This is a genomic window from Nocardia thraciensis (assembly GCF_054782435.1).
Map to the genome: position 1 here is coordinate 43,497 of NZ_BAAGSM010000029.1, position 25,794 is coordinate 69,290.

19 protein-coding genes are annotated in these 25,794 nt (G+C 68.8%); 6 read left to right on the plus strand and 13 right to left on the minus strand.

Annotated features, from left to right (window positions below):
• Window positions 1–10 precede the first annotated feature (10 nt).
• Genes ACYVLQ_RS19910 through ACYVLQ_RS19930 form a run of 5 tightly spaced genes read right to left on the minus strand, consistent with a single transcriptional unit; the run spans window position 11 to window position 4,058 of the window.
• On the minus strand, window positions 11–781 hold the full coding sequence (locus tag ACYVLQ_RS19910; RefSeq protein ID WP_460699007.1) for an ABC transporter ATP-binding protein: 771 nt from the start codon (window positions 779–781) through the stop codon (window positions 11–13).
• Window positions 778–1,635, minus strand: a complete 858-nt coding sequence (locus ACYVLQ_RS19915) for an ABC transporter permease (protein WP_460699008.1) — start codon at window positions 1,633–1,635, stop codon at window positions 778–780. The genes ACYVLQ_RS19910 and ACYVLQ_RS19915 overlap by 4 nt, the downstream gene beginning before the upstream one ends.
• A complete protein-coding gene (locus ACYVLQ_RS19920) occupies window positions 1,632–3,059 on the minus strand; it encodes an ABC transporter substrate-binding protein (RefSeq protein ID WP_460699009.1) in 1,428 nt (475 codons plus the stop codon). The genes ACYVLQ_RS19915 and ACYVLQ_RS19920 overlap by 4 nt, the downstream gene beginning before the upstream one ends.
• 9 nt (window positions 3,060–3,068) lie before the next feature.
• On the minus strand, window positions 3,069–3,296 hold the full coding sequence (locus ACYVLQ_RS19925) for a 4Fe-4S dicluster domain-containing protein (protein ID WP_040744775.1): 228 nt from the start codon (window positions 3,294–3,296) through the stop codon (window positions 3,069–3,071).
• Window positions 3,297–4,058: a GntR family transcriptional regulator gene (locus ACYVLQ_RS19930; RefSeq protein ID WP_460699010.1), complete on the minus strand. Its 762-nt coding sequence runs from the start codon at window positions 4,056–4,058 to the stop codon at window positions 3,297–3,299.
• Window positions 4,059–4,535: 477 nt separating this feature from the next.
• On the opposite strand from ACYVLQ_RS19930, the gene ACYVLQ_RS19935 reads away from it, so the two are divergent.
• Window positions 4,536–5,039 carry a DinB family protein gene (locus ACYVLQ_RS19935; protein WP_460699011.1) on the plus strand — a complete coding sequence of 168 codons (504 nt, stop codon included), beginning with the start codon at window positions 4,536–4,538 and terminating at the stop codon, window positions 5,037–5,039.
• 92 nt (window positions 5,040–5,131) lie between these two features.
• Window positions 5,132–6,211: an asparagine synthase-related protein gene (locus ACYVLQ_RS19940; RefSeq protein ID WP_460699012.1), complete on the plus strand. Its 1,080-nt coding sequence runs from the start codon at window positions 5,132–5,134 to the stop codon at window positions 6,209–6,211.
• 74 nt (window positions 6,212–6,285) lie between these two features.
• Here ACYVLQ_RS19940 and ACYVLQ_RS19945 read toward each other — a convergent pair whose 3' ends face one another.
• The 5 genes from ACYVLQ_RS19945 to ACYVLQ_RS19965 all read right to left on the minus strand — a co-directional run bounded on the left by ACYVLQ_RS19945 (window position 6,286) and on the right by ACYVLQ_RS19965 (window position 10,266).
• Complete coding sequence (locus tag ACYVLQ_RS19945; RefSeq protein WP_460699013.1) at window positions 6,286–6,729, minus strand: NUDIX hydrolase; 444 nt, start codon at window positions 6,727–6,729, stop codon at window positions 6,286–6,288.
• Between the two features lie 152 nt (window positions 6,730–6,881).
• The gene (locus ACYVLQ_RS19950; protein WP_460699014.1) at window positions 6,882–7,223 is read right to left on the minus strand and encodes a hypothetical protein; all 342 of its coding nucleotides are present in this window, start codon (window positions 7,221–7,223) and stop codon (window positions 6,882–6,884) included.
• A 311-nt stretch (window positions 7,224–7,534) separates the two neighbouring features.
• The gene (locus ACYVLQ_RS19955; RefSeq protein WP_460699015.1) at window positions 7,535–8,881 is read right to left on the minus strand and encodes a family 1 glycosylhydrolase; all 1,347 of its coding nucleotides are present in this window, start codon (window positions 8,879–8,881) and stop codon (window positions 7,535–7,537) included.
• Window positions 8,882–8,938: 57 nt separating this feature from the next.
• Window positions 8,939–9,763 (minus strand): SAM-dependent methyltransferase, encoded by an 825-nt coding sequence (locus ACYVLQ_RS19960; RefSeq protein WP_460699016.1) that lies wholly within the window; start codon window positions 9,761–9,763, stop codon window positions 8,939–8,941.
• Window positions 9,764–9,960: 197 nt separating this feature from the next.
• Window positions 9,961–10,266, minus strand: coding sequence for a hypothetical protein (locus ACYVLQ_RS19965; RefSeq protein WP_460699017.1), 306 nt, complete (start codon window positions 10,264–10,266; stop codon window positions 9,961–9,963).
• A 123-nt stretch (window positions 10,267–10,389) separates the two neighbouring features.
• Between ACYVLQ_RS19965 and ACYVLQ_RS19970 the strand changes: the two genes are divergently transcribed.
• Together ACYVLQ_RS19970 and ACYVLQ_RS19975 are read left to right on the plus strand one after the other, a co-directional pair.
• A complete protein-coding gene (locus tag ACYVLQ_RS19970) occupies window positions 10,390–11,718 on the plus strand; it encodes a bifunctional o-acetylhomoserine/o-acetylserine sulfhydrylase (protein ID WP_460699018.1) in 1,329 nt (442 codons plus the stop codon).
• Window positions 11,719–11,862: 144 nt separating this feature from the next.
• Complete coding sequence (locus ACYVLQ_RS19975; RefSeq protein WP_460699019.1) at window positions 11,863–12,546, plus strand: hypothetical protein; 684 nt, start codon at window positions 11,863–11,865, stop codon at window positions 12,544–12,546.
• Here the strand turns inward: ACYVLQ_RS19975 and ACYVLQ_RS19980 are convergent.
• Window positions 12,539–13,927, minus strand: a complete 1,389-nt coding sequence (locus ACYVLQ_RS19980; protein WP_460699020.1) for a condensation domain-containing protein — start codon at window positions 13,925–13,927, stop codon at window positions 12,539–12,541. The genes ACYVLQ_RS19975 and ACYVLQ_RS19980 overlap by 8 nt on opposite strands.
• A gap of 135 nt (window positions 13,928–14,062) precedes the next feature.
• Window positions 14,063–20,533: a type I polyketide synthase gene (locus ACYVLQ_RS19985; RefSeq protein WP_460699021.1), complete on the minus strand. Its 6,471-nt coding sequence runs from the start codon at window positions 20,531–20,533 to the stop codon at window positions 14,063–14,065.
• A 360-nt stretch (window positions 20,534–20,893) separates the two neighbouring features.
• Between ACYVLQ_RS19985 and ACYVLQ_RS19990 the strand changes: the two genes are divergently transcribed.
• A complete protein-coding gene (locus tag ACYVLQ_RS19990; RefSeq protein ID WP_460699022.1) occupies window positions 20,894–23,092 on the plus strand; it encodes an MMPL family transporter in 2,199 nt (732 codons plus the stop codon).
• Window positions 23,093–23,282: 190 nt separating this feature from the next.
• Complete coding sequence (locus ACYVLQ_RS19995) at window positions 23,283–24,500, plus strand: cytochrome P450 family protein (RefSeq protein ID WP_460699023.1); 1,218 nt, start codon at window positions 23,283–23,285, stop codon at window positions 24,498–24,500.
• 106 nt (window positions 24,501–24,606) lie between these two features.
• Here the strand turns inward: ACYVLQ_RS19995 and ACYVLQ_RS20000 are convergent, their stop codons facing one another.
• Window positions 24,607–25,671 (minus strand): cobalamin-independent methionine synthase II family protein, encoded by a 1,065-nt coding sequence (locus ACYVLQ_RS20000; protein ID WP_460699024.1) that lies wholly within the window; start codon window positions 25,669–25,671, stop codon window positions 24,607–24,609.
• Window positions 25,672–25,794 lie beyond the last annotated feature (123 nt).

Sequence of the window (25,794 nt, forward strand, 5' to 3'; positions counted from 1 at the left end):
CTGGGGCAGGTCAGGCCGCAGACACGGAGAAATCGCCCGAATAGTCCAGGGCGGCGAGAATTTCCGAGCGCACCGCCGAGCGGTCGACAGTCGTCTCGCGCGGGCGCGGCACGTCGACGAGGGCACGCAGCGGTTGGGCGGAGCGGCCGAGGACCGCGATGCGGTCGCCCAGCAGCAGCGCCTCGTCCACGTCGTGGGTGACGAACACGACCGTCGCCGGATGCGCCCGCCAGGTGTCGACCAGCAGGCGCTGCATGGTGGCGCGGGTCGGGGCGTCGAGCGCGCCGAACGGCTCGTCCATCAGGACCGCGCGCGGCGCGCCCGCCAGGCCCCGCGCCAGCTGCACGCGCTGACGCATGCCGCCGGAGAGGTTCTTGGGCAGATAGTCGCCGAAGCCGGTCAGGCCGACCTCGTCGATCCAGCGTTCGGCACGGGCCCGGCGTCCGGCGCGCGGTTCGCCGCGCAGCTTCAGCGCCAGGTCGATATTGGCGCGCACGGTGCGCCACGGCAGCAGCGCGTTGTCCTGGAACACCATGGCGCGCTCGCGGGACGGGCCGGTGACCTCGACGTCGTCGGCGAGCACACGACCCGCCGTCGGGCGCAGCAGTCCCGCCAGGGCGCGCAGCACCGTCGATTTGCCGCAGCCCGAGGGGCCGGTGAGGACCAGGATCTCCCCTTGGCCGATATCCAGCGTCAGGTCCCGGACGACCGGCGTTCCCGCGTACGCCAGCTCGACCCGATCCAGTCGCAAACCCATTGCCGTGCTGTTGGTTTCGGTCATCGTGTCGCCTCCGAGACGCGCGGCAGCCAGCGGGTGAACCGTCGGCCCAGCAGTTCCACCGCCGCCGAGGTCCCGAAGCCGAGCACGCCGATGGTGATGATGCCGACGAAGACCGACGGATAGTCCACGATCGTGTAGGCCTGCCAGGTCCGATAGCCGACACCCAGGCGCCCCGAGATCATCTCGGCCGAGACCACGCAGATCCACGCCACCCCGATGCCGACCGACAGCCCGCCGAAGACGCCGGGCAGACTGCCCGGCAGCACCACCCGCACGAGCACGTCCCAGCGGCCGCCGCCCTGGGTGCGGACCGAGTCCTCCCAGATCGTCGGCAGCGCCCGCACCGCGTGCCGGGTGCTGACCATGATCGGGAAGTAGGCGGCGAGGAACGTGATGAACACGATTCCGGCCTCGTCGGTCGGGAACAGCAGAATCGCCACCGGCACGATCGCGATGGCCGGAATCGGCCGGGCCAGCTCGGTCAGCGGGCCGACGATATCCGCGAACACCCGCGAACGTCCCAGTGCCACGCCGGTGGCCACGCCGAGCACCCCGGCCAGACCGAAGCCGCTGAGAATGCGGATCAGCGACTGCCCCAGGTCCAGCCAATAGGTCTCGGCGCCCCATTGCCGTTGCAGCGCGTCGAGCGTCTGCGTGACCGTCGGCAAGGTGTCGAACCGTACCCAGATACGAATATCGTTGGCGGTCAACAGCTGCCAAGCGGTGACTGCCACCAGGACGGACAGAATGCGGACGATCCGGGAACGCCACCGGGCGGCGGCGCCCGTGCCGCGTGCCGGGGCCTGCTGTTCGGGCACTGTCGTGGTCGCGGGCTCGAGGGCGAGCGTCGTCATGGCCGCACCTCCCCGATCGCTTGTTCATAGGAGGTCGGCACGGCGCCGGCGTGGGCGCTCAGATAGCGTTGTGCGCCCGCGGGTGTCGTGAACGGGAAGTAGGTCTCACCGTCGCGCACCCACTGCGCCTTGTCGGCGAACCAGCGCGTGCCGAGTTCGGCGTCGGGAACATAGGCGGCGCGCACCTTCTCGCCCTGGGCGCGAGCCTGTTTCACCGCGCGCAGCAGGCCGGTCGGATCGGTTGCGGCTCGGGTGGCGGCCTGCCCGTCGAGCCACAGCTCGCTCGCCAGCGCCGGATCGCGCACCGCTCCGCCGGATATCGGGTCGGTCCCGGTGATCGGCGCGGGATTGCCGAAATCGCGCACCGCCGCCTCGTAGTCGGCGCCGCGATCGGCGAATGCCTTGCGCAGCGGCGCATCGTCGACGAATCCGTCGATGTCCAGGTCGGCGAAGTCACCGATCGATTTCAGGTACGGCACATCGCCTTTCAATGCCTGGATCAGCTGCGGTTTCAGCGGGGTGTCGAACGAGGTGCCGCCGGGGCCGTTGTAGAGATAGACGACCTCCTGCGGCAGTCCCGACCCGTCCGCCACCAGCTTCGCCGCCTCCAACGGCTGCCGATGCACGAAATCGGTGGCATCCAGCTGGGCCCGCAGGAATGCGTCGAGCACCTCCGGGTGCTGCCGGGAGTAGTCGCGCCGGGCGACGACGCCGTGGAAGGTCGGCACATCCAGCTCCGCGCCGTCGAACAGCGGCTTCGCCTTGTCCTGGAACACCAGCAGACCCGGCCAGGCCACGAATTGCGAAAGCGCTTCGACCTGACCGGATTCCAGGGCCGACGCACCGATCTGCGGCTGCTGATTGAGCACCTCGACACCGGACTTCGGATCGATTCCCGTGCGGTTCAGGGCCTGCCGCAACAGCCCGTCGCTCGCGGACCCGACGCTGGAGGACACCTTCCGGCCGGACAGCTCCCGCACCGACCGCACCGGCGAATCCCGGTCGACCACGATCATGTTGAGCGAGCCCCGGGGGTGGTAGCCGGTCACCGAGACCAGTGCGGTGCGCGAACGCTCAGCGGCCTGCGTGCGCGAGCCGTTGATCAGCAGCGGATAGTCGCCCATCGACCCGATATCGATCTTCTCCGCCACCATCTGCGCGGTGATCGGCGCGCCGGTGTCGTAGTCCTGCCACTCGACCTCGTACTTCTTGCCACCCGATGCGGTCAGCCCCGCCAGGCGCTGTTCCAGGAACCCCTTGGCGCGCAACAGGGTTCCGGCCGTGACCGTGTTGATGGTTTTGGATTGATAGCCGACGACGACCTTGACGACGTCACCGGAGGCGGCCTGCTCCAGCGAGCAGCCCGCCCCGGTGAGCGCGACGATGGCGGCGACGGCGAGAAGACGGGCTCGGCGGTATTTCATGGGACTTCCTCAGCGCAGCAGATAAGGCATGTTCACGGTGACGGCGCCGGTGGGACAGCGTGCCGCGCACGGGCCGCAGTACCAGCACTCGTCGACGTGCATGTACGCCTTGCCGTTGTCCGGATTGATCGCGAGCGAATCGAGCGGGCAGATCTCCACACACAGCGTGCATCCCTGGATGCACAGCGATTCGTCGATCGTGACGGGAACATCGGCGCGCTGATTGACCAGAGCCATTCAGATCAACCTCCAATCGGGGCTGTCGATCGGGCGAACAAGACTGCCGCGCATGGTGATTCGGTCCCCGCGCAGCCGGATGTACTCGAGATCGACCGGGCGGCCGTCCTCGAGCTTGGTGAGTCGTTCGAGCAGCAGCAGCGCGCCGCCCTCGGGTATCTGCAGGGTCGCGGCCGAGTGCGCGTCGGCCGTGATGGCCTCCAGCGCCAGGTCCGCCGACCCCAGCGGGCCGCCGCCGAGTTGTTCGATGAGCGCGAAGATGTCGTTGCTCTCGAGGTCGCGGGCGATCACCTCGTCGCCGATATCGGGGACGAGGTAGGTGAGATCCAGGCTCAGCGGCAGGTCGCCGAGGTAGCGGAGCCGCTCGAGGTAGACCGCGGGCTCGCCGGGTGCCAGTCGCAATCGGCGGGCGACCGCCGGCGGCGGGGCGATGCGGCGGGCGGCGCGCACCTCGTTGCGCACCTCGCCGTGGCCGCGCAGGGTCTCCTTCAATCCCCGCAGCGCGTCCAGGCCGTGGTCGTACTTCCGCTGTGCCACATGGGTTCCCACCTTCGGAGCGCGCTCGATCAGCCCCTCGTCCTTGAGCAGCGCCAGCGCGTCGCGCACCGTATTGCGGGACACCGTGAATTCGGCCGCCAGATCGGATTCGCCGGGGAGCGCGCTATCGAAGGCGCCGGTGTGAATCTGCTGGCGCAGCACATCCGCGACCTGCCGGGCGCGGTCGGCACGGCGGCTGCCGCGCGGCGCCGGTTGCGACGTCACCTCATCTCCCTTCCGCCGTTGACCTGCGATGACGACTGTAAGTGCAGAGGGCGGCGGCTCCTGGCGGTCACCGCCGGGCGTCCGGCAGGGCGTGCGCTATCCGCCGCCCGGCGAGTGGCGCATCCTGGTCGGATCACGGTGATTCCGGCGATTACGCCACCCCCGCCCGGCGCGACGGCATTGGAATCAGGCTGAGCCGAATGCCTGAACGGTCGAGTCGCGCGGCACTGGCCGTCTGAGATATATTGGTTCCAGGCAGTGCCCTCTGACTGGCCTGGCCACGGGTGATGATGTCCCCTTCTTGCCACTGTCCGGCGTAGTTCTCGCGACAAATATTTTCAGGGCCCCGGGTTGTTCCCCGACGTCGGATTGTCTCGCCCTCTTCCGAGAACGATCGCCGCCCCAACTCGTGCCATAGGGCCCGAACGATACGCACCGCTGTGTCCGCCACCGCACAACAGAATGGAGTGAAAGACCATGAGCATCAACCGAATCAGCAACGGCACCGAGCGAGCGGTCATCGAGGACATGCTCGACCGCAACCGCGAAGCGCTCATCGAGACCGTGCGCGGACTTTCCGACGCCGACGCCCGCCGACGCCTCGTCGCGTCACTGACGACACCCATCTCGTTGATCAAGCACGCCGCGGCCGCGGAACGGATCTGGTTCCAACGGTTCTGGGCAGGACTCGATGAATCCGAATGCGACGGATACTCGCGCCGCGACGAGGGCACCTTCACCGTCACCGACGACGAGTCGCTGACCGACGTCATCAGCGAGTTCGAGCGCGCCAGTCGACGTTCCCGTGCGATCGCCGCCCGCTTCGATCTCGACGACACCAAGGACATTCCTCGCGAGGGCACCATCAGCATGCGTTTCACGCTGCTCGCCATGATTCAAGAGTTCGCCAGGCACGCCGGCCACGGCGATATTCTCCGCGAGCAAATCGATAATCCCCCACTGCGACCGCTCAACTCGTGAGCCTTCGCACTATCGATGACAGCCGGGCATAACATCGTTCTCCGATACAGTGCGTACATGTTCTCTGCACGCGACCGGCAACTGCGGCGTCCGTGACCAGCCCGGGGGAAGAGCCAGCCTGGAAGCAGCGGGCCGTCGACCCGCTCACCACCGACGACACCGGCCTGGCGCCCCAGACCTGCGAACCGCTGCAGCACGTGGCCGATCTGCTCGGCGATATCGCGCGGCCCAATGCCGACGCGCGCACCCTGACCGATCCGGACCTGGCGGCGCGGTTGATCGCCGCGGAGACGCGGTCGCGCATCGCGGCCGTCCTGGACGAATTCGGCGGCACCCCGGCGGTGCTGCTCAGCGGCGGCGTCGACTCTATTTACATCGCCGCGGTCGCCGTCGCGCTCGGCGCCAGGCCCGTCGCCGTCACGATCGTGACCGACGGGCAGTCCGACGAGTCGAACGCGGCCGCGGCCGCGGCCGCGCTGGGGTTGCGGCACGACGTCATTCGGCTCCGCCCCGGCGAAGTCGTGGAGCTGGCCCGCGATGTCGTGCACCGCCTCGGCACCTCCGAGCTGTGGGAGGTCACCGCCGGAATCCCGCTGCTCGCCGCCCGGCGCAGTTTCGACGAGATCCCGGATCTGGGCGCGGTCTTCAGCGGCTCGGGCGCCGACGCGATCCTCGCCGGAGGCCGGAGGCTCACCCACGCACCGGATTCGGCCGCGGCACGAGACGAGCTGGACCGCGTCATCCGGGCCGAGTCCGCGGCCAATTTCCGATACGACCGGCTGGTCCCGCACTTCCACCCGGCGCTGCTGGGCCACTACGCGAAGCGGATGATCCACGTCTTCCAGACCGTACGATGGTGGCAACTCAGCGAACGCTTCTCTCCCACAGTGCTATTCGGCGCGCACCTCGGACGTCCCGTGGACAAACTCGCCCTGCGCATCGCGTGCCGAGACCAGTTGCCCCGGCCGGTCGAGCACCTGGCGTGGGCCGCGAAGGCGCCGATCCAGCGGTCTTCCGGGCTCATGGGCGTGTTGGCGAACGCGGCCCGAACCCATGCGGCGAACCTGCCCGGAGCGCGCACCTACACCGATCCGATGACCGAGGACGCGGACGCCGTCGCCACTCGCCTGTACCTGTCGATCCTCGAGCACGGCGGCCGCCAGCCGACCTAGCCGTTTCCGGCGCGTCTTTTCGCCGGAATCTTCCCGTGCGAGAATCGCGGAGGTGGTGCTGCGCTCGCCGCCGATCAGCCGTACGCGAGGGCCTGATAGGTATCGAGGATCTTGCGGATCGAGGGCGTGACGGACAGGTCGCCGTCCAGCGGCGCCCACACGTATCCGGCATGTTCGCTCAGCACGATCGGGCTCGTGGCCGCCACCTCGACGGCGAAATGCAGACGCCGCACCGGTTTTCCCTGCGGCGACAGATAATCGAAGTCGCCGACATGATGGCGGATTCCGGTGACGAGCAATCCCGTCTCGTGGCCCACTCCGCGAATCACCGCCTCCGTGACGGACTCGCCCGCCTCCACCGTCGCGCCCGGGAGCTTGCGGGTGGGGCGAATCGGCCCGGTGCTGTCGGGCTCCAACAACAATATCTCGCCGCCGCGGTCGACGATTGCGCCGACCCGCAAACCGACACCGTCGTATTCACCGCGTGGCAACGCCTCATCGAACATCGATACCGACACCGGAAACCCTCACCGACCTTCGATCGAGCCAATGCACCGCCCTCGCACGCGGCGCTCACCTCGATTTTACCGTGCGGTGACCGCCGCATAACAATCCCCATCGAACACCCACCGGGGCAGGCGATTTCGGTTGCCGCGGCGGACCGCGGGCGTCACCTCGATACCGGTTCGATGATCCGGCCGATGCGGGCGGCCATCGCCCGCATCTCCTCGGGCAGCCGATCCGGCGCCATCGGCCCGACGAAGTACTCCACGATCCGCCCCTCGGCCGACCGGACATCCCAATAGCACCAGCACATGCCCGGAGACCACGACGGCTCCGCGGGCGTTCCGCCGAGCTGTCCCGCCAGCCTGCGCACTTCGCGGGCGACCGCCGCAGGGGTCCCGGCATCGGCCAGACACCACCATGGCCGCCGAAAGTTGCCCGGCGCCGAGATTTCCACGAGGTAGGTCAGCGCGCCCGCGTCCGCCCCGGCCACATCGCCATCTCTCATCCCGTTCCACCTCCGGCTCACAGATCACCGACGGGTGCGTCCACCGAGGCGGTGCGCCGTCCGATCACCGAGCAGTTCACCACGTCAGTTATCAATCAGCAAATAGCTGCGGGGTGATGTCGGACACCCTGTCGCGAGCCTATTCTCGCGGCTATCGACCAGCCTCCCGAACAGATAGGCGCTCCGCGGACAGCCGGTCAAGCGACTATATTCGCTTGGAACGGATTTCATTCCGTTCAATGCGATTGATTTCTGTAGCCTTTTTCAATTCTGGAGAAGGCGGCAGCTATGGGAGCCAAACGAATAGTTGTCTACGGCGCGCCGACCGGTGACGCGCAGCTGTTCGGCGGGTCGACGAAAATGCAGAGCGCCGGGGCGCGCGTGGGCCGGTAGCCGTCCGGAACACCGCCCGCGGCGACGATCTGCGTGTAGGCGCCGACGCCGTCGGTGGGGCGACGGGTGAGGGTCGGATCGGTGCGCACGTCGACGGTGTAGAGGCCGAATCGCGGAGTGTAGCTGCCCCATTCGTAGTTGTCGGTGATGCTCCAATAGTTGTAGCCCATGACGTTCATGCCGTCGGCGCGGGCGCGCTGGATCCAGTAGACGGTGTCGCGCAGGTGGTCGGAGCGGGAGTAGCCGTCGCCGCGGGGCGCGCCGTTCTCGGTCGGCATGCCGTTCTCGACGATGTAGAGCGGCTTGCCTGGCAGGCGGCGCGAATAGTGTTGCAGCGCATAGTAGATGCCCTCGGTGCGCAGCGGCATCTCCCAGATGCGCGGCCCCGGCAGCTCCGGGATCGCCGATCCGCTGCCGCGCACGATGGACCCGAGCACCGACTGCACCGGGTCGTAGCCGAAGTAGTAGTCGACGCCCACATAGTCGAGACGGTCGGCGACGCGATCGATGAACGCGCCGTTGACCTGCTGCTCGGAACCGGCCACATATCCGACGTTCGCGGTGACCTCGGAGCCGGGCTGCTTCTGATGGATGTAGTCGTAGATCCCGTTGTGCGCCTGCACGATCTTGTCCTGCATCTCGTTCCAGTCGGCGGCGCCCCGGCGCATCTCGTGCTGGATGTAGGCGGCGGGCTCGTTCACGGTCACCCACAGCGGATTCCGGGAGGCATAGTGGTCGACCACCACGCGCATCACCCCGAGCCAATCGCCGACCATGCCCGGATTGCGCCAACCGCCCCGGTCGACGGCCCAGCCCGGGTACACCCAGTGGTCCAGCGTGATCATCGGCCGCATGCCCGCCTGAACGATCTTGTCGACGACCGCGTCGTAGAAGCGGAACGCGTTGTCGTCCCACGTTCCCGCCGCGGGCGACAGGCGCGCCCATTCGATCCCGACCCGGAACACCCGCACCCCCATCGCGGCCGCCAGATCGATGTCCGATTCGTAGCGATCGGTGAAGTCGACCGAATCCCCCAGCCGGTCGTAACCGGGGTTCGCCGCGATATAGCGCGTCCAATTGCTGTCGGGCGCATGGCCTTCGGACTGGAATCCGGAGCTCGCCACGCCCCAGAGGAAGTCCGAACCCAGCGCGGGTAGGGCGGCCGACCGCATCGGCGGAGCAGCCGCGGCGTGTGTGCAGATCAGCAGGGTCGACGCAGCAGCAGCAAGCACAGCTACCACGCACCGCCGGAACCGGGATCGCATCGGCTCAGGGTAACCGCCGCCCCGGGGTCTGCGCTGGCGTTCGAGATCATCCGTAGCTCAGGGCTTGTAGCCGACGGCCGCGAAATTGCACGGGCGGGCGGGGTCCTCGAGATCGACCGGTTCGTCCGGGCGCCAGTCGGAGGTGTAGACGATGCCGGGGTCGACGATTTCGAAACCCTCGTAGAAAGCCCGGAATTCGGCGCGGGTGCGGGTGACGGCCGGATCGGAGGTCTCCCGGTACAGCTCGGTCAGCGCGACGATCCGCTCCCGTACCTCGGCACCGGCGTCCTCCAGCGAGCCGTGGCTCATCGCCACGTAGCTGCCGCTCGGCAGCCGGTCGCGCAGCCGCGCCATCAACTCGTACGGGCCGTCGCTGTCGGGGACGAAGGGCCAGACGCTGACGATCATGAGGCCGAGCGGCCGGTCGAAGTCGATGAGCCGCCGGGTGTCCGGATGGTCGAGGATGAGATCGGGGAACCGCAGGTCCGCCTCGATGACGGCGGTGCGGTCCAGCGCGTCCTGCCGCTGCAGCAGTTCGTGCGCGCGGTCGACCGCCTCCAGGTCGTTGTCCACGTAGACGATCCGCGACTCGGGCGCGACCGTGCGCGCGACCTCGTGCGTATTGCCCACCGTGGGCAGGCCCGAGCCGATATCGAGAAACTGCCGAATCCCCTGCCGCACCATGAATTTCACGGCACGCTGCAGGAATTCCCGATTGTGGTGCGCCCAGGTGTCGGCATAGGGGAAGACCTCGAAGATGCGCTCGCCGAAGACCTTGTCGACCGCGAAGACGGCCTCGCCGGACAGGTAGTAGTGATACATCCGGGCGCCCGAGGGCCGGGTGGCGTCGATCTCGCGTGACTGGAAGTCGTTGGCGCTCATCGTCTCCCCCGCTCTTCTGTTGTGATAATCACCCCGAGAAATATCACGGTATCACGGGCGCGGGCTTCGCTGCGCCATCCCGGCTCTCGAGGCGACGGGTGAGCAGGATCAGCGCAATCACTTCCAGCACAATGGTTATGGCACCGACAGTGACGTTGACCGGCGCCACCGGGAGCAGCAAGCCGAGAAAGACGACGTCACCACCCCCGCCGCGACACCGGCGAGAGCCGGGCGCGGGGCAGCCGAGACGGCCCGCGGCCGCGGGAACACCCGGCCGGGCCGCCCGCCGCCAGGCTGGGCCAGCCACCGCCCGCACGGACGACCAGCTCCCGCACCAGCAGCACGCCCGCGCCGTACATCACCAGCAACAGCGGCAGCAGCAGCCACGTGACGGGCACGGCGACGGCGGTGAAGGTCAGCTCCGCGCACACCGGCGCCAGCAGCACCAGCGCCCACGCGGCGCGCAATCGCCCCGAGGCGGACGCTCCGACGGTCTCCGACACAGTGATTCCGTCCCTTCGCCGAGTGGATTCGCCGGGTCCATCGTGCCCGGTGGGCGACGCCGATGAAATCCCGCCGATTAAAACAATGTCCCGGCCGGGCGAAATGTAGTTCCGTTCCGGCCTATGACCGATTCCACCGCGCCCGCCGACCCCACCCGGGACTGGACGTTCGAGACCAAGCAGGTCCACGTGGGCCAGGTGCCCGACGACACCACCAACGCACGGGCCCTGCCGATCTACCAGACCACCTCCTACACCTTCCGCGACACCGAGCACGCGGCCGCCCTCTTCGGACTGGCGGAGCCGGGCTTCATCTACACCCGCATCATCAACCCCACGCAGGACGCCGTCGAGCAGCGCATCGCCGCGCTCGAGGGTGGCGTGGCCGCGCTGCTGCTGGCCTCCGGGCAGGCCGCGGAGACCTTCGCGATCCTCAATCTCGCCCAAGCCGGTGACCACATCGTGTCCAGCCCCCGGCTCTACGGCGGCACCTACAACCTGTTCCACTACACGCTGCCCAAGCTCGGCATCGAGGTCGGCTTCGTCGACGATCCCGACGACCTCGAGCAGTGGCGCGCCGCGATCCGGCCGAATACCAAGGCGCTCTACGGGGAAACGGTCTCCAACCCGCAGAACCACATCCTCGACATCCCCGGCGTGGCCGGAGTCGCGCACGCCGCCGGGGTGCCGCTGATCGTCGACAACACCGTGCCCACGCCGTACCTGATCCAGCCGCTGCGCCACGGCGCCGACATCGTGGTGCACTCGGCGACGAAGTATCTCGGCGGGCACGGCGCCGCCATCGCGGGCGTGATCGTCGACGGCGGCACCTTCGACTGGACCGGCGCCGACGCCGACGGCAACCCCCACTTCCCCGGCTTCACCACACCCGACCCGAGCTATCACGGCGTGGTCTTCGCCGACCTCGGCGCCCCGGCCTACGCGCTCAAGGCGCGGGTGCAACTGCTGCGCGACCTCGGCGCGGCGATCTCGCCGTTCAACGCCTTCCTGATCAGTCAGGGGCTCGAGACGCTGAGCCTGCGGGTCGAACGGCATGTGCAGAACGCGCAGGCGGTGGCCGAGTTCCTCACCGAACGGCCCGAGGTCACCTCGGTGTCCTACGCCGGGCTGCCGTCCTCACCGTGGTACGAGCGTGGAAAACAGCTGGCGCCCAAGGGAACCGGAGCCATCATCGGATTCGAGCTCGCCGACGGCGTGGACGCGGGAAAGAGGTTCGTCGAGGCGCTCGTCCTGCACAGCCACGTCGCCAATATCGGTGACGTCCGCTCGCTGGTCATCCACCCCGCCTCCACCACGCACTCGCAGCTCACCCCGGAGGAGCAACTCGCCTCCGGAGTCACGCCCGGTCTGGTCCGGCTCGCCGTCGGCATCGAAGGTATCGAGGATATCCTCGCCGATCTGCGCACCGGATTCGCGGCCGTCGCGAGCTGACGGAATCCGGACGAATGCGGTTTGTGCCACAGCTACTTTCGCGTCACCACGAATTGTGAAATGTCGTAGGGATTCGGGGTTCGGTCGTCCCGCGCGGCGGCCAGCCGATTCAATACCGCTATCCCGACATCGCAAGGAGGACTGGTGCGCACCGCTTTCCGTGACCCGGGAATTCCCGACGGCGAGAAATCCGTCTACGCCGTCGGCATCGCGGATCGGCCGCGGCGGCACGAGCTGACCAGCGTGGTGGCGCGCGAGTCCGGCGGCTACCGCTCGACCACCGAGGCCGAGGTGGGCACGGACGATCTCACGCTGACGATCGAACAGCGATTTCAGCGGAACGGCGAATGGCTGTGCGCGCAGGACTATTACGCCGAAACACGTTCTGGCGATACGGTCGTATCGCGGGAGGAGGCACATTTCGTCGATACCACGCACCTGCGGCTCAGCGGCGACATCGCGCCGTTCCCGCCGAATGTCATGCCGCTACTCGGCGGCATGACATTGCTGCGCGGGCTGGATTTCACCGAGGGGGCCGCGGAATCGCTCGAACTGTGGCTGGCCTTCTCGCTGCACTGGCCGCTGATGTCGAAGGTGGACAAGCGGACGACCGTGGAGGTGCCGGCGGGCAGCGTGCCCTGCTGGCAGGTGCTGCTGCGGCCGGGCTTCGCACAGGTGAACACTTTGCTGGACAAGATGATCGGTGGCCTGCTGCCGCCGTCGGTGGCGCATTTCGAGGCGGCGCCGCCGCATCGGCTGGTGCGGTTCGGCTTCCCGACCCAGCCGATGCCCTCCGCGCCCCGCGGAGTGCTCGAACTGGTCAGCTAGCGATCTCCGCGAATACGGCGTGCACGGCCGCGACGTAGCGTTCCACCGAGTCGTGCGCGACCGGGGTGTCGGGGTAGATGACACTCAGCGAGGTCCCCGTCGGCAACCGGTTGATCCAGATGAGGACCTCCTCGGAGGCGGCGCGGTTGGCGTACACCCCGGCGGTCACCTCGCCGAAGAACTCGTGCCCGACGAAGTCGCGGGCGTCGACGTAGGAGATCATCGGCGTCGACCAGCCCGGCCGCGCCTTGATCTCGGAATCGCTCGGCAGCAGTTCCACGACGCGGTGGAACGACGTGGGCCCCAACCGGAGACCGTTCTCGTAGGCGCGCTGGGCGATGGTCAGCGCGCGGGTGGCCGAGGTCGTGGGGCCCATCGGGAACGCCACCGGAACCAGCGTCACGTACCAGCCGACCGACGCGCGCTCCGCGGCCGTGGTGCGGGTGCTGATCGGCGTCATGCCGAAGTAGTAGTCGCTGCCGGTGAGTTCGCGTTCGGCCAGCGCGGCCGCGGCGAAGGCGCCGCCCACGAATTCGGCGTCGTGCGCGCGGCAGACGCGTTCGAAGCGGAGCGCGCCCTCCTCGTCCAGCAGCTGGATGGTGCGATGTGCGCTGCGGTTGTACCCGTCCTTCCGCTTCCCGAGATCCAAAGGGAAACAGGGTAGTTCGTTGTCGTTGCCGTGGATCAGCTCCAGCCACTTGCGGACGCCGGGCGAGGCGAGGGTGAGTCGCGACGTGTACTCGCGCTCCATGACGCAGTAGTCGAGATAGCTGGCGGCCGGGGACAATTCACCGGTGTCCCCCCAGACCTCGTTGGCGTAGAGCTGGGCCAGGTCGAAGCACGACAGGTACTGCCCGAGCCCGTCGGTGTGCAGGTGGTCGACGGCGAGGTAGACCGTGGTCGACTCGCCGTGCGCGATCACCCCGAAGGTGAAGCAATCCCATTGGAACGGACCGGGAGTCGTCTTCTGCACGTGCTCGCGGATCGCCTGCGCATCGTCGATCCGGCCGTAGTCGACCGGGACGAACTCGACCGCGTCGGCCGGGACCAGGTGCCGCCGCACGGCTCCGCCGGAATCGATGGAGAACCAGGTCCGGAAGGTGTCGTGCCGCAGCAGGAACGCGTTGATGACCCGCGTCATCGCGTCCCGGTCCAGATCGGCGGTGGGGATCTCGGCCGTCACCAGGCACAGGCCGGAGAAGCGGAACTCGGCGGCGGAGTGGCGGTCGGCCAGGCGCAGATACTGCTCCTGCTGATGCGACGGCGGCGAGTGGTGCACGGGCGCCTGCCTGGCCCGCTCCACCGACTCCGGTGCGGCGACCCAGGTGACCAGCCGCCCCGGGGCCGGTTCCCATTCATCGATCAGGCCGAAATCGACCACGGCGATACCTCGATTCGTCGGTGGTGAGATGCGGTCCCGGCATTCGCCGGGATGACGGTGCAGCGCCGGAGTAGGCGATGATCACTGCCGCGCCGGCGTAGGCGATGATCACTGCCGCGCCGGGGTCGGCGATGATCACTGCCGCGCCGCTGCCGCCTCGGCCACCGCGTGCTCCGGCGATGGCCCGTTCGTCGTCCCGTTTCCGGACCCGTTGGACCCGGCCCCGTTGGCACCGGCGCCGTCGGCCACCATCCCCGGTTCGGGCAGTGGCTGGGGCTTGTCGGGTTCGTGGGCGAGGATCAGCTCCGCCACCTTCGGCCCGGCCTGCTCCAGGCTGAACGAGCGGCCCATCTGCAGCGACATCAGGTCGATGCCGAGGGTCTTGGTGACGCGGGCGCCGAGTTCCACGGCCATCAGCGAATCCAGCCCCAGTTCGGGCACCGGCACGGTCATATCGATCGACTCGACCGGCACGCCCATCACCACGGCCAGTTCCTCGGCCATCTTGCGCGCCACGTAGGGCCCGCGCTTGGTGTCCTCCATCGCGGCCAGTTCGGCTCGCAACTGGGCCAGCTCGGAGGTGTCCTTGGCGGAGGCCTGCGCCAGGGAGATGGTGCGGCCGGTGCGGGTCAGCTGCGGGAACGTGCCGGTCAGCTTGGCCCAGTCGGTCGGGATGATCGCCGCGCGTCTGGCCCCGAGCCGCAGCGTCTGCTCCATGTACGCGGTGGCGTCGGACATGTCGATGGGGCCGAAACCCACCAGATCGAGATACTTGAGGGCCGTCTCGTCGGCCGCCATGCCGCCGGTCGCACCGGACAGATGTCCCCAGCCGATACACAGCGCCCGCTCGCCCGCGCGGGACCACGCCTCGGCCATCGCCTCCACCGCGACATTGGCCGCGCAGTAGTTGTACTGACCGTAGATGCCGTACATCGAACCGCCGGAGGAGTAGAGCACGAACATGTCCAGCGTGATACCGGCGTCGGCGATGGCGTCGTGCAGTATGCGCGCGCCGTGCACCTTCGGCCGATAGACCCGGTCGAGCTGCTCGAACTCCATCTTGCTGATCCGGTTGTCGGCCACCGCCCCGGCCGCGTGGAACACGCCGCGCAGCGGATGTTCCGCACTGTGCGCCCGCGCCACCACCTCGGCCACGGCTGCGGCGTCGGTGACGTCGACCCGTTCCTCGACCACCTCGATGCCCACCGTGCGCCAGGCCTCGAGCTGCCGCCGCGCCTCCTCGGTGGCGGGCCCGCCGCGGCCCAGCAGCACCAGTCGGCGCGCCCCCCGCAGCGCCAGCCACCGGCCGGTGGCCAGGCCGAAGCCGCCGAAGCCACCGGTGACGAGATAACTCGCGTCCTGGTGTATTTCGACCTCGGGCAGATACGGCCGCACGGGCGGCTCCGGGGAGTCCATGCGCAGGGCGATCCGGGTGAGCCGGGTCGAGCGGATGGTCTCCTCGAATGCCTTGCCGACGTCCTGGGTGTCGAACACCTGGTACGGCAGCGGCGTGTACGTGCCCGCCGAGACCTTCTCGTAGACCCGTTCCAGCAGGCGCGCCAGCCGCTGCGGGCGCACCGCGACCAGGCGGTCCAGATCCATCGAGAAGTACGACAGGTTCTTGTCGAAGTTGGCCAGCTCCAGCAGCCCGCCGGTGTAGATGTCGGCCTTGCCGACCTCCACGATGCGCCCGAATTCCGCCGCGGCGTTGAAGTTCTGGCGCAGGATCTCGCCCGGGGCGCTGCTGAGCACCACGTCCGCGCCCTTGCCGTCGGTCAGCTCGAGGACGTCGTCCACGAAATTGAGCGAGCGCGAGTTGATCGCGTGGTCGGCGCCCAGCGCCAGCACGTGGGCGCGGCGCTCGTCGGTGCTCGCGGTGCCGATGATGCGCGCGCCGAGCGCCTTGGCGACCTGGATGGCGGCCGTGCCGACGCCGCCCGCCGCGCCGTGGATCAGCACCGTCTCGCCCGATTCCAGCCGGGCCAGATCGAGCAGCGCGTACTCCGCCGTGCCGAAGGCGATCGTGCTGGTGCAGTACCCGGGGTCGGCGTCGGGCGGCAGCGCGACCACCAGTTGCCGGTCCACGAGGGCGTAGCGCCGCATCATGCCCTTGGACGCCACCGCGACCAGGTCGCCGGGCGCGAGGTCGTCGACGTCCGCGCCGACCCGGACGACGGTTCCGGCGCCCTCCATGCCGGGCACGGTGCCGAAGTACGTCGGCGCCAGCTCGCGCTCGCCGAGCAGGCCGATGACCTTCAGCGGATCCTTGTAGTTCAGCCCGATGACCTGCATGCGGACCTCGACCTCGCCGGGTCCCGGTGCGCGGCGAGGACATTCGCGCCAGGCCAGCTGCGACAGCAGCCGGTTCCGTGGCAGCTCCAGCTCGAAGTTGACCTCCGGGTCGGTCAGCGGCTCCGGCGTGTCCAGGGCCTCGAGGCGTTCCTCCATGGGTTTGGTCACCACCGGGGCCCAGCGCTTGCCGTCCCGCAACAGCACCTCGTCGACATTGTCGAGCGAGAACGCGCCCGGCACAGCCAGTTCCGTGACGATCTCCGACACGGCCGTGCCCGGTTCCACATCGATGAGCCGCCAGCGCAGCGGGGTCTGCTCGTTGAGCAGCACCCGGCGCGCGCCCGCCAGCGCCGACTGATACGGGTTGGGCGCGATCGTGCTGTCGGGCAAGGTGAATGCCCGCTCGGTCACCAGGGTGACGTGCACGGAACCGTCGCCGAAGACCGTCTGCGGCGTCTCGCCCTCCGCCTCCGGATTGGCGAATCCGGCCACGGCGACGGCGATCCGCTTCAGCGTCCACAGCGCCGCGAGATCGTCGGGCGCACCCGCGGCCTCCCCGGTACCCGCGACCACGCAGACGTGCAGCCGCTTCTTCTGCTCCGCCTTGGCGGCCTCCAGATTCGCGATCAGGTCGGCCTCGAGATCCGCTCCGGCCGAATCCGCCACGTACACCCGCGATCCCGGGATCGCGGCCGCGAGTTCCCCTGCGCGCCCGCCGGTTCCGAGCGCCACGACGACGGCGGATGCCGAGCCCGCGTCGACCAGGGCAGCCGGATCGATGGCGTCGCGCTCCTCCATCGTCTCGTGGTAGTAGAAGTCGGCCATCCGGTGCAGCGGGTCGTCGCCGGGCTTCAGCGCGCCGATCTGCAGCCCCGTCAGGCGCATCACCAGGTTCTGGTCGGCGTCGAGCAGGTCCACGTCGGCGCGCAGCCGCGCGTGCGCGCTGCGCCGCGCGACGACGGTGATCTCCTCCGGGAGTTCCGCGAGCAGCCGGACCGCCGCCACCCCGACGGGCACCATGACGCCCTCGTCGATGCGCTCCTCGGCGAACAGCAGCGCGGCGCTCTGCATCGCCGCGTCGACCACCGCCGGGTGCGCGAGATGTCCGGAGTCCGCGGCGATCGTGCCGTCGACCGTCGCCACCACGGTATCCCTGCCGACCCGCACCGACCGCACCCGCCGGAACGACGGGCCGTACTGCAGCCCGGCCGCGGCCAGGCCGGAGTAGAACATCTCCGGATCGACATCGATGCCGACGTCGATGCTGGGCACCGCCGCCTTGGTCTGCTCGTGACTGCCGGTCAGCGTCCGCCCGTACGCGTGCACGGTCCACGCCGTGCCCGTCGCGCTGCGCGACCGGATCTGGAAGCGCCCGCTCGCCTCCTCCACCGTCATGGCCACCAGCGGGACGTCCGGCGCGCCCATGATGAGCGGCGCGACGAACCGGACCTGTTCCAGCGCAACGCGTTTCGCGCCGATTCGGGTCGCCGTCGCGCTGAGCGCGGCGTCCAGGTACGCGGCGCCCGGCATGATCCGGATCCCGTTGACGACGTGATCGGCCAGCCACGGCAGCAGTTCGGTCCCCACCTGCAGCAGCCAGTCCGGACGCCCCTCCACGTCCGGGTCGCCGAGCATGGCGTAGGTGCCCGGCGTGCCCAGCCGCGCCTGTTCGAAAAGCGGCAGGGCGGAATGCAATCGGGTGCGCTGCCACGGGTAGCGCGGCAGCGGCACGTGCGGCGTGGCCGGGCGATCGGCGGGGAAGAGCAGCTCGCGATCGAGCACCCCGGCCGCGTGCAGGCCGATGAGGGTGCGGCGGATGCTGTCGAGGTCGGACTGGGTGCGGTCGAGGGTCGCCACCGTGGTCCCGTTCACGTCCGCGCCCAGCAGCGCCTCGCGAATATTGCCCGACAGCACCGGGTGCGGGCCCACCTCGAGGAACACCCGGCTGCCCGCGCCGATGAGTTCGGTGATCGCCGTGGCGAACCGCACCGGCCGGCGCACGTTCGCGCACCAGTAGTCGGCGTCCCAGTCGCCCTCGCTGACCCGGCCACCGGTGACGGTCGAATACAGCGGTATCTCCGGGATCTTCGGCGACAGCTCGGCCAGCGCGGTCCGCAGATCGTCGAGGATCGGGTCCATCAGGCGGCTGTGGTAGGGCACCTCCACGCGCAGGTGGCGGGCGAAAGTGCCGTCCTCGGTGAGCTTTTCGGCGATCTCGTCCAGGCGCGCGGAATCGCCGGAGAGGGTGACGCCGCTCGCGCTGTTGATCGCCGCGATATCCACGCCGGGATCGTCGCCGACGAGTTCGCGTGCCTGGTCCGCGGTCAGCCCCACCGCCAGCATGCCGCCCGATCCGGCGGTGGTGGCCTGCAACCGGGCCCGGTGGTAAGCGACCCGCACCGCGTCCGGCAGCGACAGCATGCCGCTCACGTACGCCGCCGACACCTCGCCCACGCTGTGCCCCACGATGGCGGCCGGGGTGATGCCGTACTCGGCGAGTTCGCTCGCCAGCGCCACCTGCACCAGGAAGTTGGCGGGCTGCGCCACCGCGGTGTGGGTGACCCGCGAGTCGTCCTCGTCGCGGCGCAGCTCCTCGATGATCGACCAGCCCGCGACGGCGTGGAACTCGGCGTCGACCCGCTCCGCGGTATCGGCGAAAACGCCTCCGGCGGACAGCAGTTCGCGGCCCATCCGCCAGTGCTGCGGGCCCATTCCGGAGAACACGAACACCGGCTCGGCACCCCGGGAGACGATGGCGCGGGACGCGTCCCGGCCGTCCCCGGCCGCGTAGTCCCGCAGTTCCCGGATCACCGCGTCGGTATCGCCGACGAGCACACCCGTGCGGTACGGATGATGCGCCATCCGGGTCCACGCCGCCTCGGCTAGTCGTTCCGGATCGGCGCCGGAGGTGATCAGATCGGCGAAGCGGCCCGCCAGCGCGCGGGCGCCGCCGGTGCTGCGGGCGGAGATCGGCAGGATCCCGAAGTGCCGCGCGGGCTCGTCCCTCGGGGCCACCGGTGCCGCGCTGTATTCCCGCAGGATGGCGTGGGCGTTGGTGCCGCCGTAGCCGAAGCCGTTGACCGCGATGGTCATCGGGCCCGCCGCGGCGGCCAGCGGTTCGGCGTCGACCTGCACGTGCAGGCCCAGTTCGTCGAACGGAATATCCGGATTGGGCTTGTCGAGCCAGCCCTGCGGCGGCACGGTGCGATGGTGGATCGCCAGCGCCGCCTTGATCACGCTGGCCACCCCGGCGGCCGCCTCGGTGTGGCCGATGGTCGCCTTGATCGACCCCACGCCGATGGTTCCGGTACGCCCGGACGGCGCGCCGAAGACCCGTCCGAGCGCCCGGAGTTCGACGGGATCGCCGACCAGTGTGCCGGTGCCGTGCGCCTCCAGGTAGGTGATCGAGTCCGGAGCCAGACCCGCACGCGCGCAGACGTTTCGGGCCAGCGACTCCTGGGAGTCGACGTTCGGCACCGTGATCGCGGTGGTGCGCCCGTCCTGGTTGGAGCCGGTGGCCTTGACCACGGCGTAGATCCGGTCGCCGTCTGCCACCGCGTCGTCGAGCTTCTTCAGCGCTACCATGCCCGCGCCCTCGCCGCGGCCGTATCCGTCGGCGGCGGCGTCGAAGGATTTGCACCGGCCGTCGGTGGCGAGGAATCCGCCCTTGCACATCAGCACGAACGTCTCCGGCTGCAGCATCACGTTGACGCCGCCCGCCAGCGCGACCTTGCAGTCGCCGTTGTCGAGCGCCTGGCAGGCCAGGTGGAACGCGACCAGCGACGAGGAGCAGGCCGTATCGACGGTCAGCGCGGGCCCGACCAGGTTGAGCGCGTAGGCGATTCGGTTCGACAGCATGGTGTAGGACGCGCTGGCGGGGGTGTGCATATCGGTGTGGAACAGCGCCGGGCCCACCACGCCGATCACCGACTGGTCCACCACGAATCCGCCGACGTAGACACCGACCGACTCACCGGCCGTGCGCCCCGCGATCCCCGCGTCGTCGAGCGCCTCCCAGGTCACCTCGAGCATCAGGCGCTGCTGCGGGTCGAGCACCGTGGCCTCGCGGGGCGAGATGCCGAAGAAGTCCGGGTCGAACTCCCACGGGTCGACCGTCATGAACGCGCCGCGCTTGGTGTACATGCGGCCCGGGGTGCGTGGCTCCGGGTCGTAGTAGCGGCGATAGTCCCACCGATCCGCGGGAATCTCGACGACGCCGTCGCGTTTGTCCACGACGAAGTCCCAGAACGTGTCGGGCGAATCGATTCCACCCGCAAATCGACAGCCGATACCCACAATTGCGATATCCGACACGCACATCCCTCCGTGCTTCCGATTTCCGATCGCCGCTCTTGTCCCGCGACGTGCTCGATAGAGGCCCAGCGAGCTGGCCGATGAGGCCAAGCATGGTCCACGCATAACAATGCCGACACGGTTCGCCGGGCATTTTGTAAAGTCTGCCGAATTCACCTGTCCCCGACTGTGATACGACCTAGTCGACACGCTCCGACCAGGGCGCGACATCATTCATCGATGATTATTTCGGGTAATTTCACAATCTCACGGTACTTTCGTTGTGCTGGTTCGGAATACTCCGGTTTTCCCTCCTGGCACCCGCGCCCGGGTTGGTAGGTTGCGAGCCGATCCGCGCATCGGCAGTTAGGGAGGCGACGGTTGTTCGCCGAGTTCAGGCACTGGGCAGATACCGTGGTACGGCGGCGATTCACGGTAATCGGCGTCACCGTGTTCGGACTTCTCGCGCTCGGCGCGTACGGCCTCGGCCTGGGCGACCGCCTCAGCTCGAGCGGCTGGGACGATCCGTCGTCGGAATCGGTGCGGGTGGCGCAACTGCGGGATCAGGTGTTCGGGACCGATCACAGCGCCGACGTGATCCTGCTGTTCCACGCGCCGCCGGGCCGCACCGTCGACGACCCCGCCTTCGGCCGCACGATCATCGATCACCTCGACAGCCTGCCGGAGCGTTTCCCGGACCGGATCGACCGCATCAATGCCGCCTACTGGCAGACCCGAACCGGCATGGCCCTGCCCGACCTCTTCGGCTCCGCGGACCGCACCCACGCCTTCGCTTCCCTGGGGATCAAGGGCGGCGACGACACCGCGCAGATGCGCAACTACCGCGAGATCGCTGACGCCCTGGCCATTCCGGGTATCGATATGGAGATCGCGGGCGGCCAGCCGGTGGCGGGCGCGCTGAACGACACCATGACCCACGACCAGCGGCGGATGGAGCTGTTCGCCGTCCCGGCGGTCGCGGTGCTGCTGTTCTTCCTCTTCGGGGGCGCCGTCGCCGCGGCCCTCCCCCTGATCGTCGGCGGGCTCACCGTGCTCGGCGCCTGGGGGATCATCCGCGCGCTCACCACGGTAACCGAGGTGAATTCGTTTGTCTCACCGGTGGTTTCGATGATCGGCCTGGGCCTGGCCATCGACTACGGGCTGTTCATCCTGAGCCGCTTCCGCGAGGAACTCGCCGACGGCAGCGACGTGCCGACGGCGGTGCGGCGCTCGGTGTCGACCGCGGGCCGCACCGTCCTGTTCTCCGCCACCATCGTCGTGGTCGCGGCAGGCGGCATTATGGTTTTCCCGCAGGGATTTCTGCGCTCGTTCGCCTACGGCTCCATGGTCACCGTCGCGCTGGCCGCCCTGACCTCGGTCACGCTGCTGCCCGCCATGCTCGCCGTGCTCGGCCGCCGGGTGGACCGGCTGGGAATCCCCTGGTTCCGCAGGACCCGGACCCGAGTCGAGGAGCGCGACAACGCCTGGGGCCGAGTGGCCGGATGGGTGATGAGACGGCCGGTGGCCGTGACTGTTTCGGTGACCGCCGGGCTGCTGCTCCTGATCGCCCCGGTGCAGCACATCGTCTTCGGCAGTATCAGCGAACGCTTCCTGCCGCCGGAGCACCCGACCCGGCTGGCACAGCAGCATTTCGACGAGATCTTCCCCCTGCGCCAGATCGATCCGGTCGACCTCGTCATCGTCACCTACAACTCCGCCACCACCGAAACGGTACTGGCACAAGCCAATCGGGCCCCCAGCCTGGCGGCGCCCTTCCCCGAACCCTTCAAGCGCCCGGCGCAACCGAGCGTCTTCACCACTAATACCGTGCTCGCGCCCGGAGCCGACGCCGAGGCCACCATCGACTACCTTCGCGCAATGCCGCTGCCCAACGGCACGACCGTCATGGTCGGGGGCCAACCGGCGGTGGAGAAGGACAGCATCGACGCGCTCGTGCATCGAATGCCTCTGATGGTCGCGCTGGTATTCCTCGCCACCACCGCGCTGCTGGTGCTCACCTTCGGATCGCTGGTGCTGCCGCTCGAGGCGGGTTTGCTGAATCTGCTCGGGCTGGGATCGACGCTCGGCATACTGACCTGGATATTCATCGAGGGCCACGGCGCGGGTGTGCTGGGGTTCACCCCGCAGCCGATCATGTCGCTGATACTCGTGCTGATCATCTCCGTGATCTACGGTCTGTCCACCGACTACGAGGTGTTCCTGCTGGCCCGCATCGTCGAGGCGCGGGCGGCGGGCGCCACCACCGCCGAGGCGGTCCGCACCGGTATCGCCCGCACCGGGCGGATCATCACGGCGGCCGCGCTGATCCTCCTGGTGGTCACCGGCGCGTTCGCCCTCTCCGATCTGGTGATGATGCAGTACATCGCCGTCGGCATGGTGACGGCACTGTTCATCGACGCCGTGGTCCTGCGGATGCTGCTCGTCCCCGCCACCATGAAACTGCTCGGCGACGCCTGCTGGTGGGCGCCGTCCTGGCTGCGGCGCACTCCCCCACCCGATCGCCCCGGCGTACGCCGTACGGCACCAGGCGATTTGGGAAGCCACGAGGTTGCTGTGTAATAATCCCGGCGCGGAAAGTGCTCGGGCGCGCGGATATTGGGCGTCCCGAACGCGTAGCAAGTCCGATTTTCGCGGTATTCCCGCCGCTCGACCCTCGCGTACGCCGAACCATTCGATTATCGAAAGGATTGAGGCAAGTGCACAACCTGATCCCCCGCACACCTATTTCTCGAACGACCGGCGGCCGCTCGTGACGGCCGCGGCCGAGGTCCTCGAGCTGACCGACGAGTTCTACCAGGACCCGCATGCGGTCTACCGGACGCTGCGGCGACGCGGGCCCATCCACCGGATCGAACTGGACGGCGTGCTCGGGTGGCTGATCGTGGATCACGATGTGGCCAAGCAGGCCTTCGTGGAGCCGAGCATCAGCAAGAACGTCGGATCCGCGGAGGGCCAGGCCGTGCTGGCGAAAAACGGTGCGGCCGAGATGATCAACGGCGCCATCAACGACAACATGCTGTTCGCCGATCCGCCGCAGCACACCCGGCTGCGTCGGCTGGTGGCTCCGGCCTTCGCCGGACGCGCCATCCGCGACCTCGGTCCGCGCATCACCGCGATCGCCGACGACCTGCTCGACGCCATGGGTGGACGGAACCGCGCGGACCTGCTCGACAGCTATGCCTTCCCGTTGCCGATCGCGGTGATCTGCGAACTGCTGGGCGTGCCCGACGACGACAAGGACGACTTCCGTTCCTGGACAGCCGTTATCGTCAACGACTCGGCCAGTATCGAGGAGCGCACCACCGCCGGTGTCGCCTTCTTCACCTACCTGAACGAGCTGATCGCCGCGCGCCGCGAGCATCCCGGCGCCGATCTGCTCTCGGAGCTCATCGTCGCGAAGGACGACGACGACCGGCTCGATCAGCAGGAACTCATCTCGCTGATGTTGCTGCTGCTGGCGGCGGGCCACGAGACCACCGTGAACCTGATCGGCAACGCGGTGCTCGAACTGCTGCGCGATCCGCCGACGGCCGCGCGGCTGCGGGCGCGTCCCGACGAGATCCCCGCCTACCTCGAGGAGCTGCTCCGCTGCCAGGGGCCGGTCCACCTGGCCACGGCCCGCTACACCACCGCGCCGATCACGCTGGGAGACCAGCACATCGACGCGGGCGAGTTCATCATGATCTCCCTCGCGGCGGTCAACCGCGATCCGGCGCGCTTCGCCGAACCGGACCGGATCGATGCCGGACGCGAGGACAACCGGCACGTGGCCTTCGGGCACGGGATCCACTTCTGCGTCGGCGCCGCGCTGGCGCGGATGGAGGCCACCATCGCGCTCACCCGGCTGCTGGACCGGTTCCCCGACCTCGCGCTGGACGGCGAGTTCGGCGAATTGTCCTGGCGCAAGAGCCTGTTGATCCGCGGCCTCACCGCGCTCCCGGTCGTTCTCACCGCGCCGGCTGTCTGACCACCACGGGATCGCTCGCAGCGGGACCTCTCATCCCGCTGCGACTCTCCGTCTTCCCGAATCTCCGTCCTCCCGACTCTCCGTCTTCCCGGCGTACGCCGGGCCGTCAGATCCCCAATTCCGTTGCAGCCAGGGCGGTTCCGGCGACCCGGGCGCGGATCTTGGCGAAGGCGATCTCGCGCGAGGTGGAGACGTCGTCGGCGAACGGCGCGAATCCGCAGTCGTCGCAGGTGCCCAGGCGGTCGGCGGGCAGGTAGCGGGCGGCGTTCAGCACCCGGTCGCGAACCTCCTCCGGGGTCTCGACCCGCGGATCGATGGGATCGGTGACGCCCACGAAGATGCGGGCCGCGGCGGGCAGGTGCTCGGCGATCACCGCGAGGATCTTGTCCGGATCCGGCTCGCTCGCGAGCTGCACATAGAACGCACCGGCCTTCAGCTGCAACAGCTTCGGCAGCAGTGCCGTGTAGTCGACGTCGAGGCTGTGCGTGGAGTCCTGATCCCCGCCGGGGCAGGTGTGCACGCCGATCCGCGCGCGCTCGGCCTCCGAAAACCGTTCCAGCACACTATTGTTCAGCTCGATGAAGCTGTCGAGCACGCCCCCGCTGGGATCCAGCTTCAGCGACAACCGACCCTCGGTGAAGTCCACCTGCACCACGTACGCGCCCGCGCCGAGGCAGCCGCGGATATCCTTCTCGGCCTCGTCGGCCAGATCCGCCAGGAACCGCTCGCGGCTGTACCCGTCGATACCGTCGGCCGGGTACAACAGGCTCAGCGCGGACGGCGCGATCACCGCCTGCTTCATCGGCGCCTTCGAATGCCGTTGTGCCGCACGGAGGTAGCTCTCCGCGTACACCTGGTACCGGAACGGCCCGGCGGTGAGGCGCGGCAGTTGGCGCTGGTGCCCGTCCGCGAACGGGATGACTGCGCCGTCGGGCGCCAGCCCGGGCAGCCCGGCGATCGGATAGGTGGCGAAGCTCGGCTTGGACTGTTCGCCGTCGGTGACGACCGGCGAGCCGAGGGAGGTCAGTGCCGCGAGGGTGTCCGAGACCGCGCGCTCCTGAATCGCGGCGAGCGCGGCGTCGTCCACCTCGCCCGCACCGTGTGATGTCATGGCCGCCAGCAGATCAGCGGGCCGCGGAATGCTGCCGATGGGTTCTGTGGGAATGCTCACGCTCGCGAGTGTAAGCCGGACCACCGATGGCCGTCGCCTAATGGTTTGCGCCAGTTGAGAATTCACCCAATCGTTTGTTACGTCGGCAAAGATCCTGTGGCGCGCCCCAGTCGTCGGTCCGGT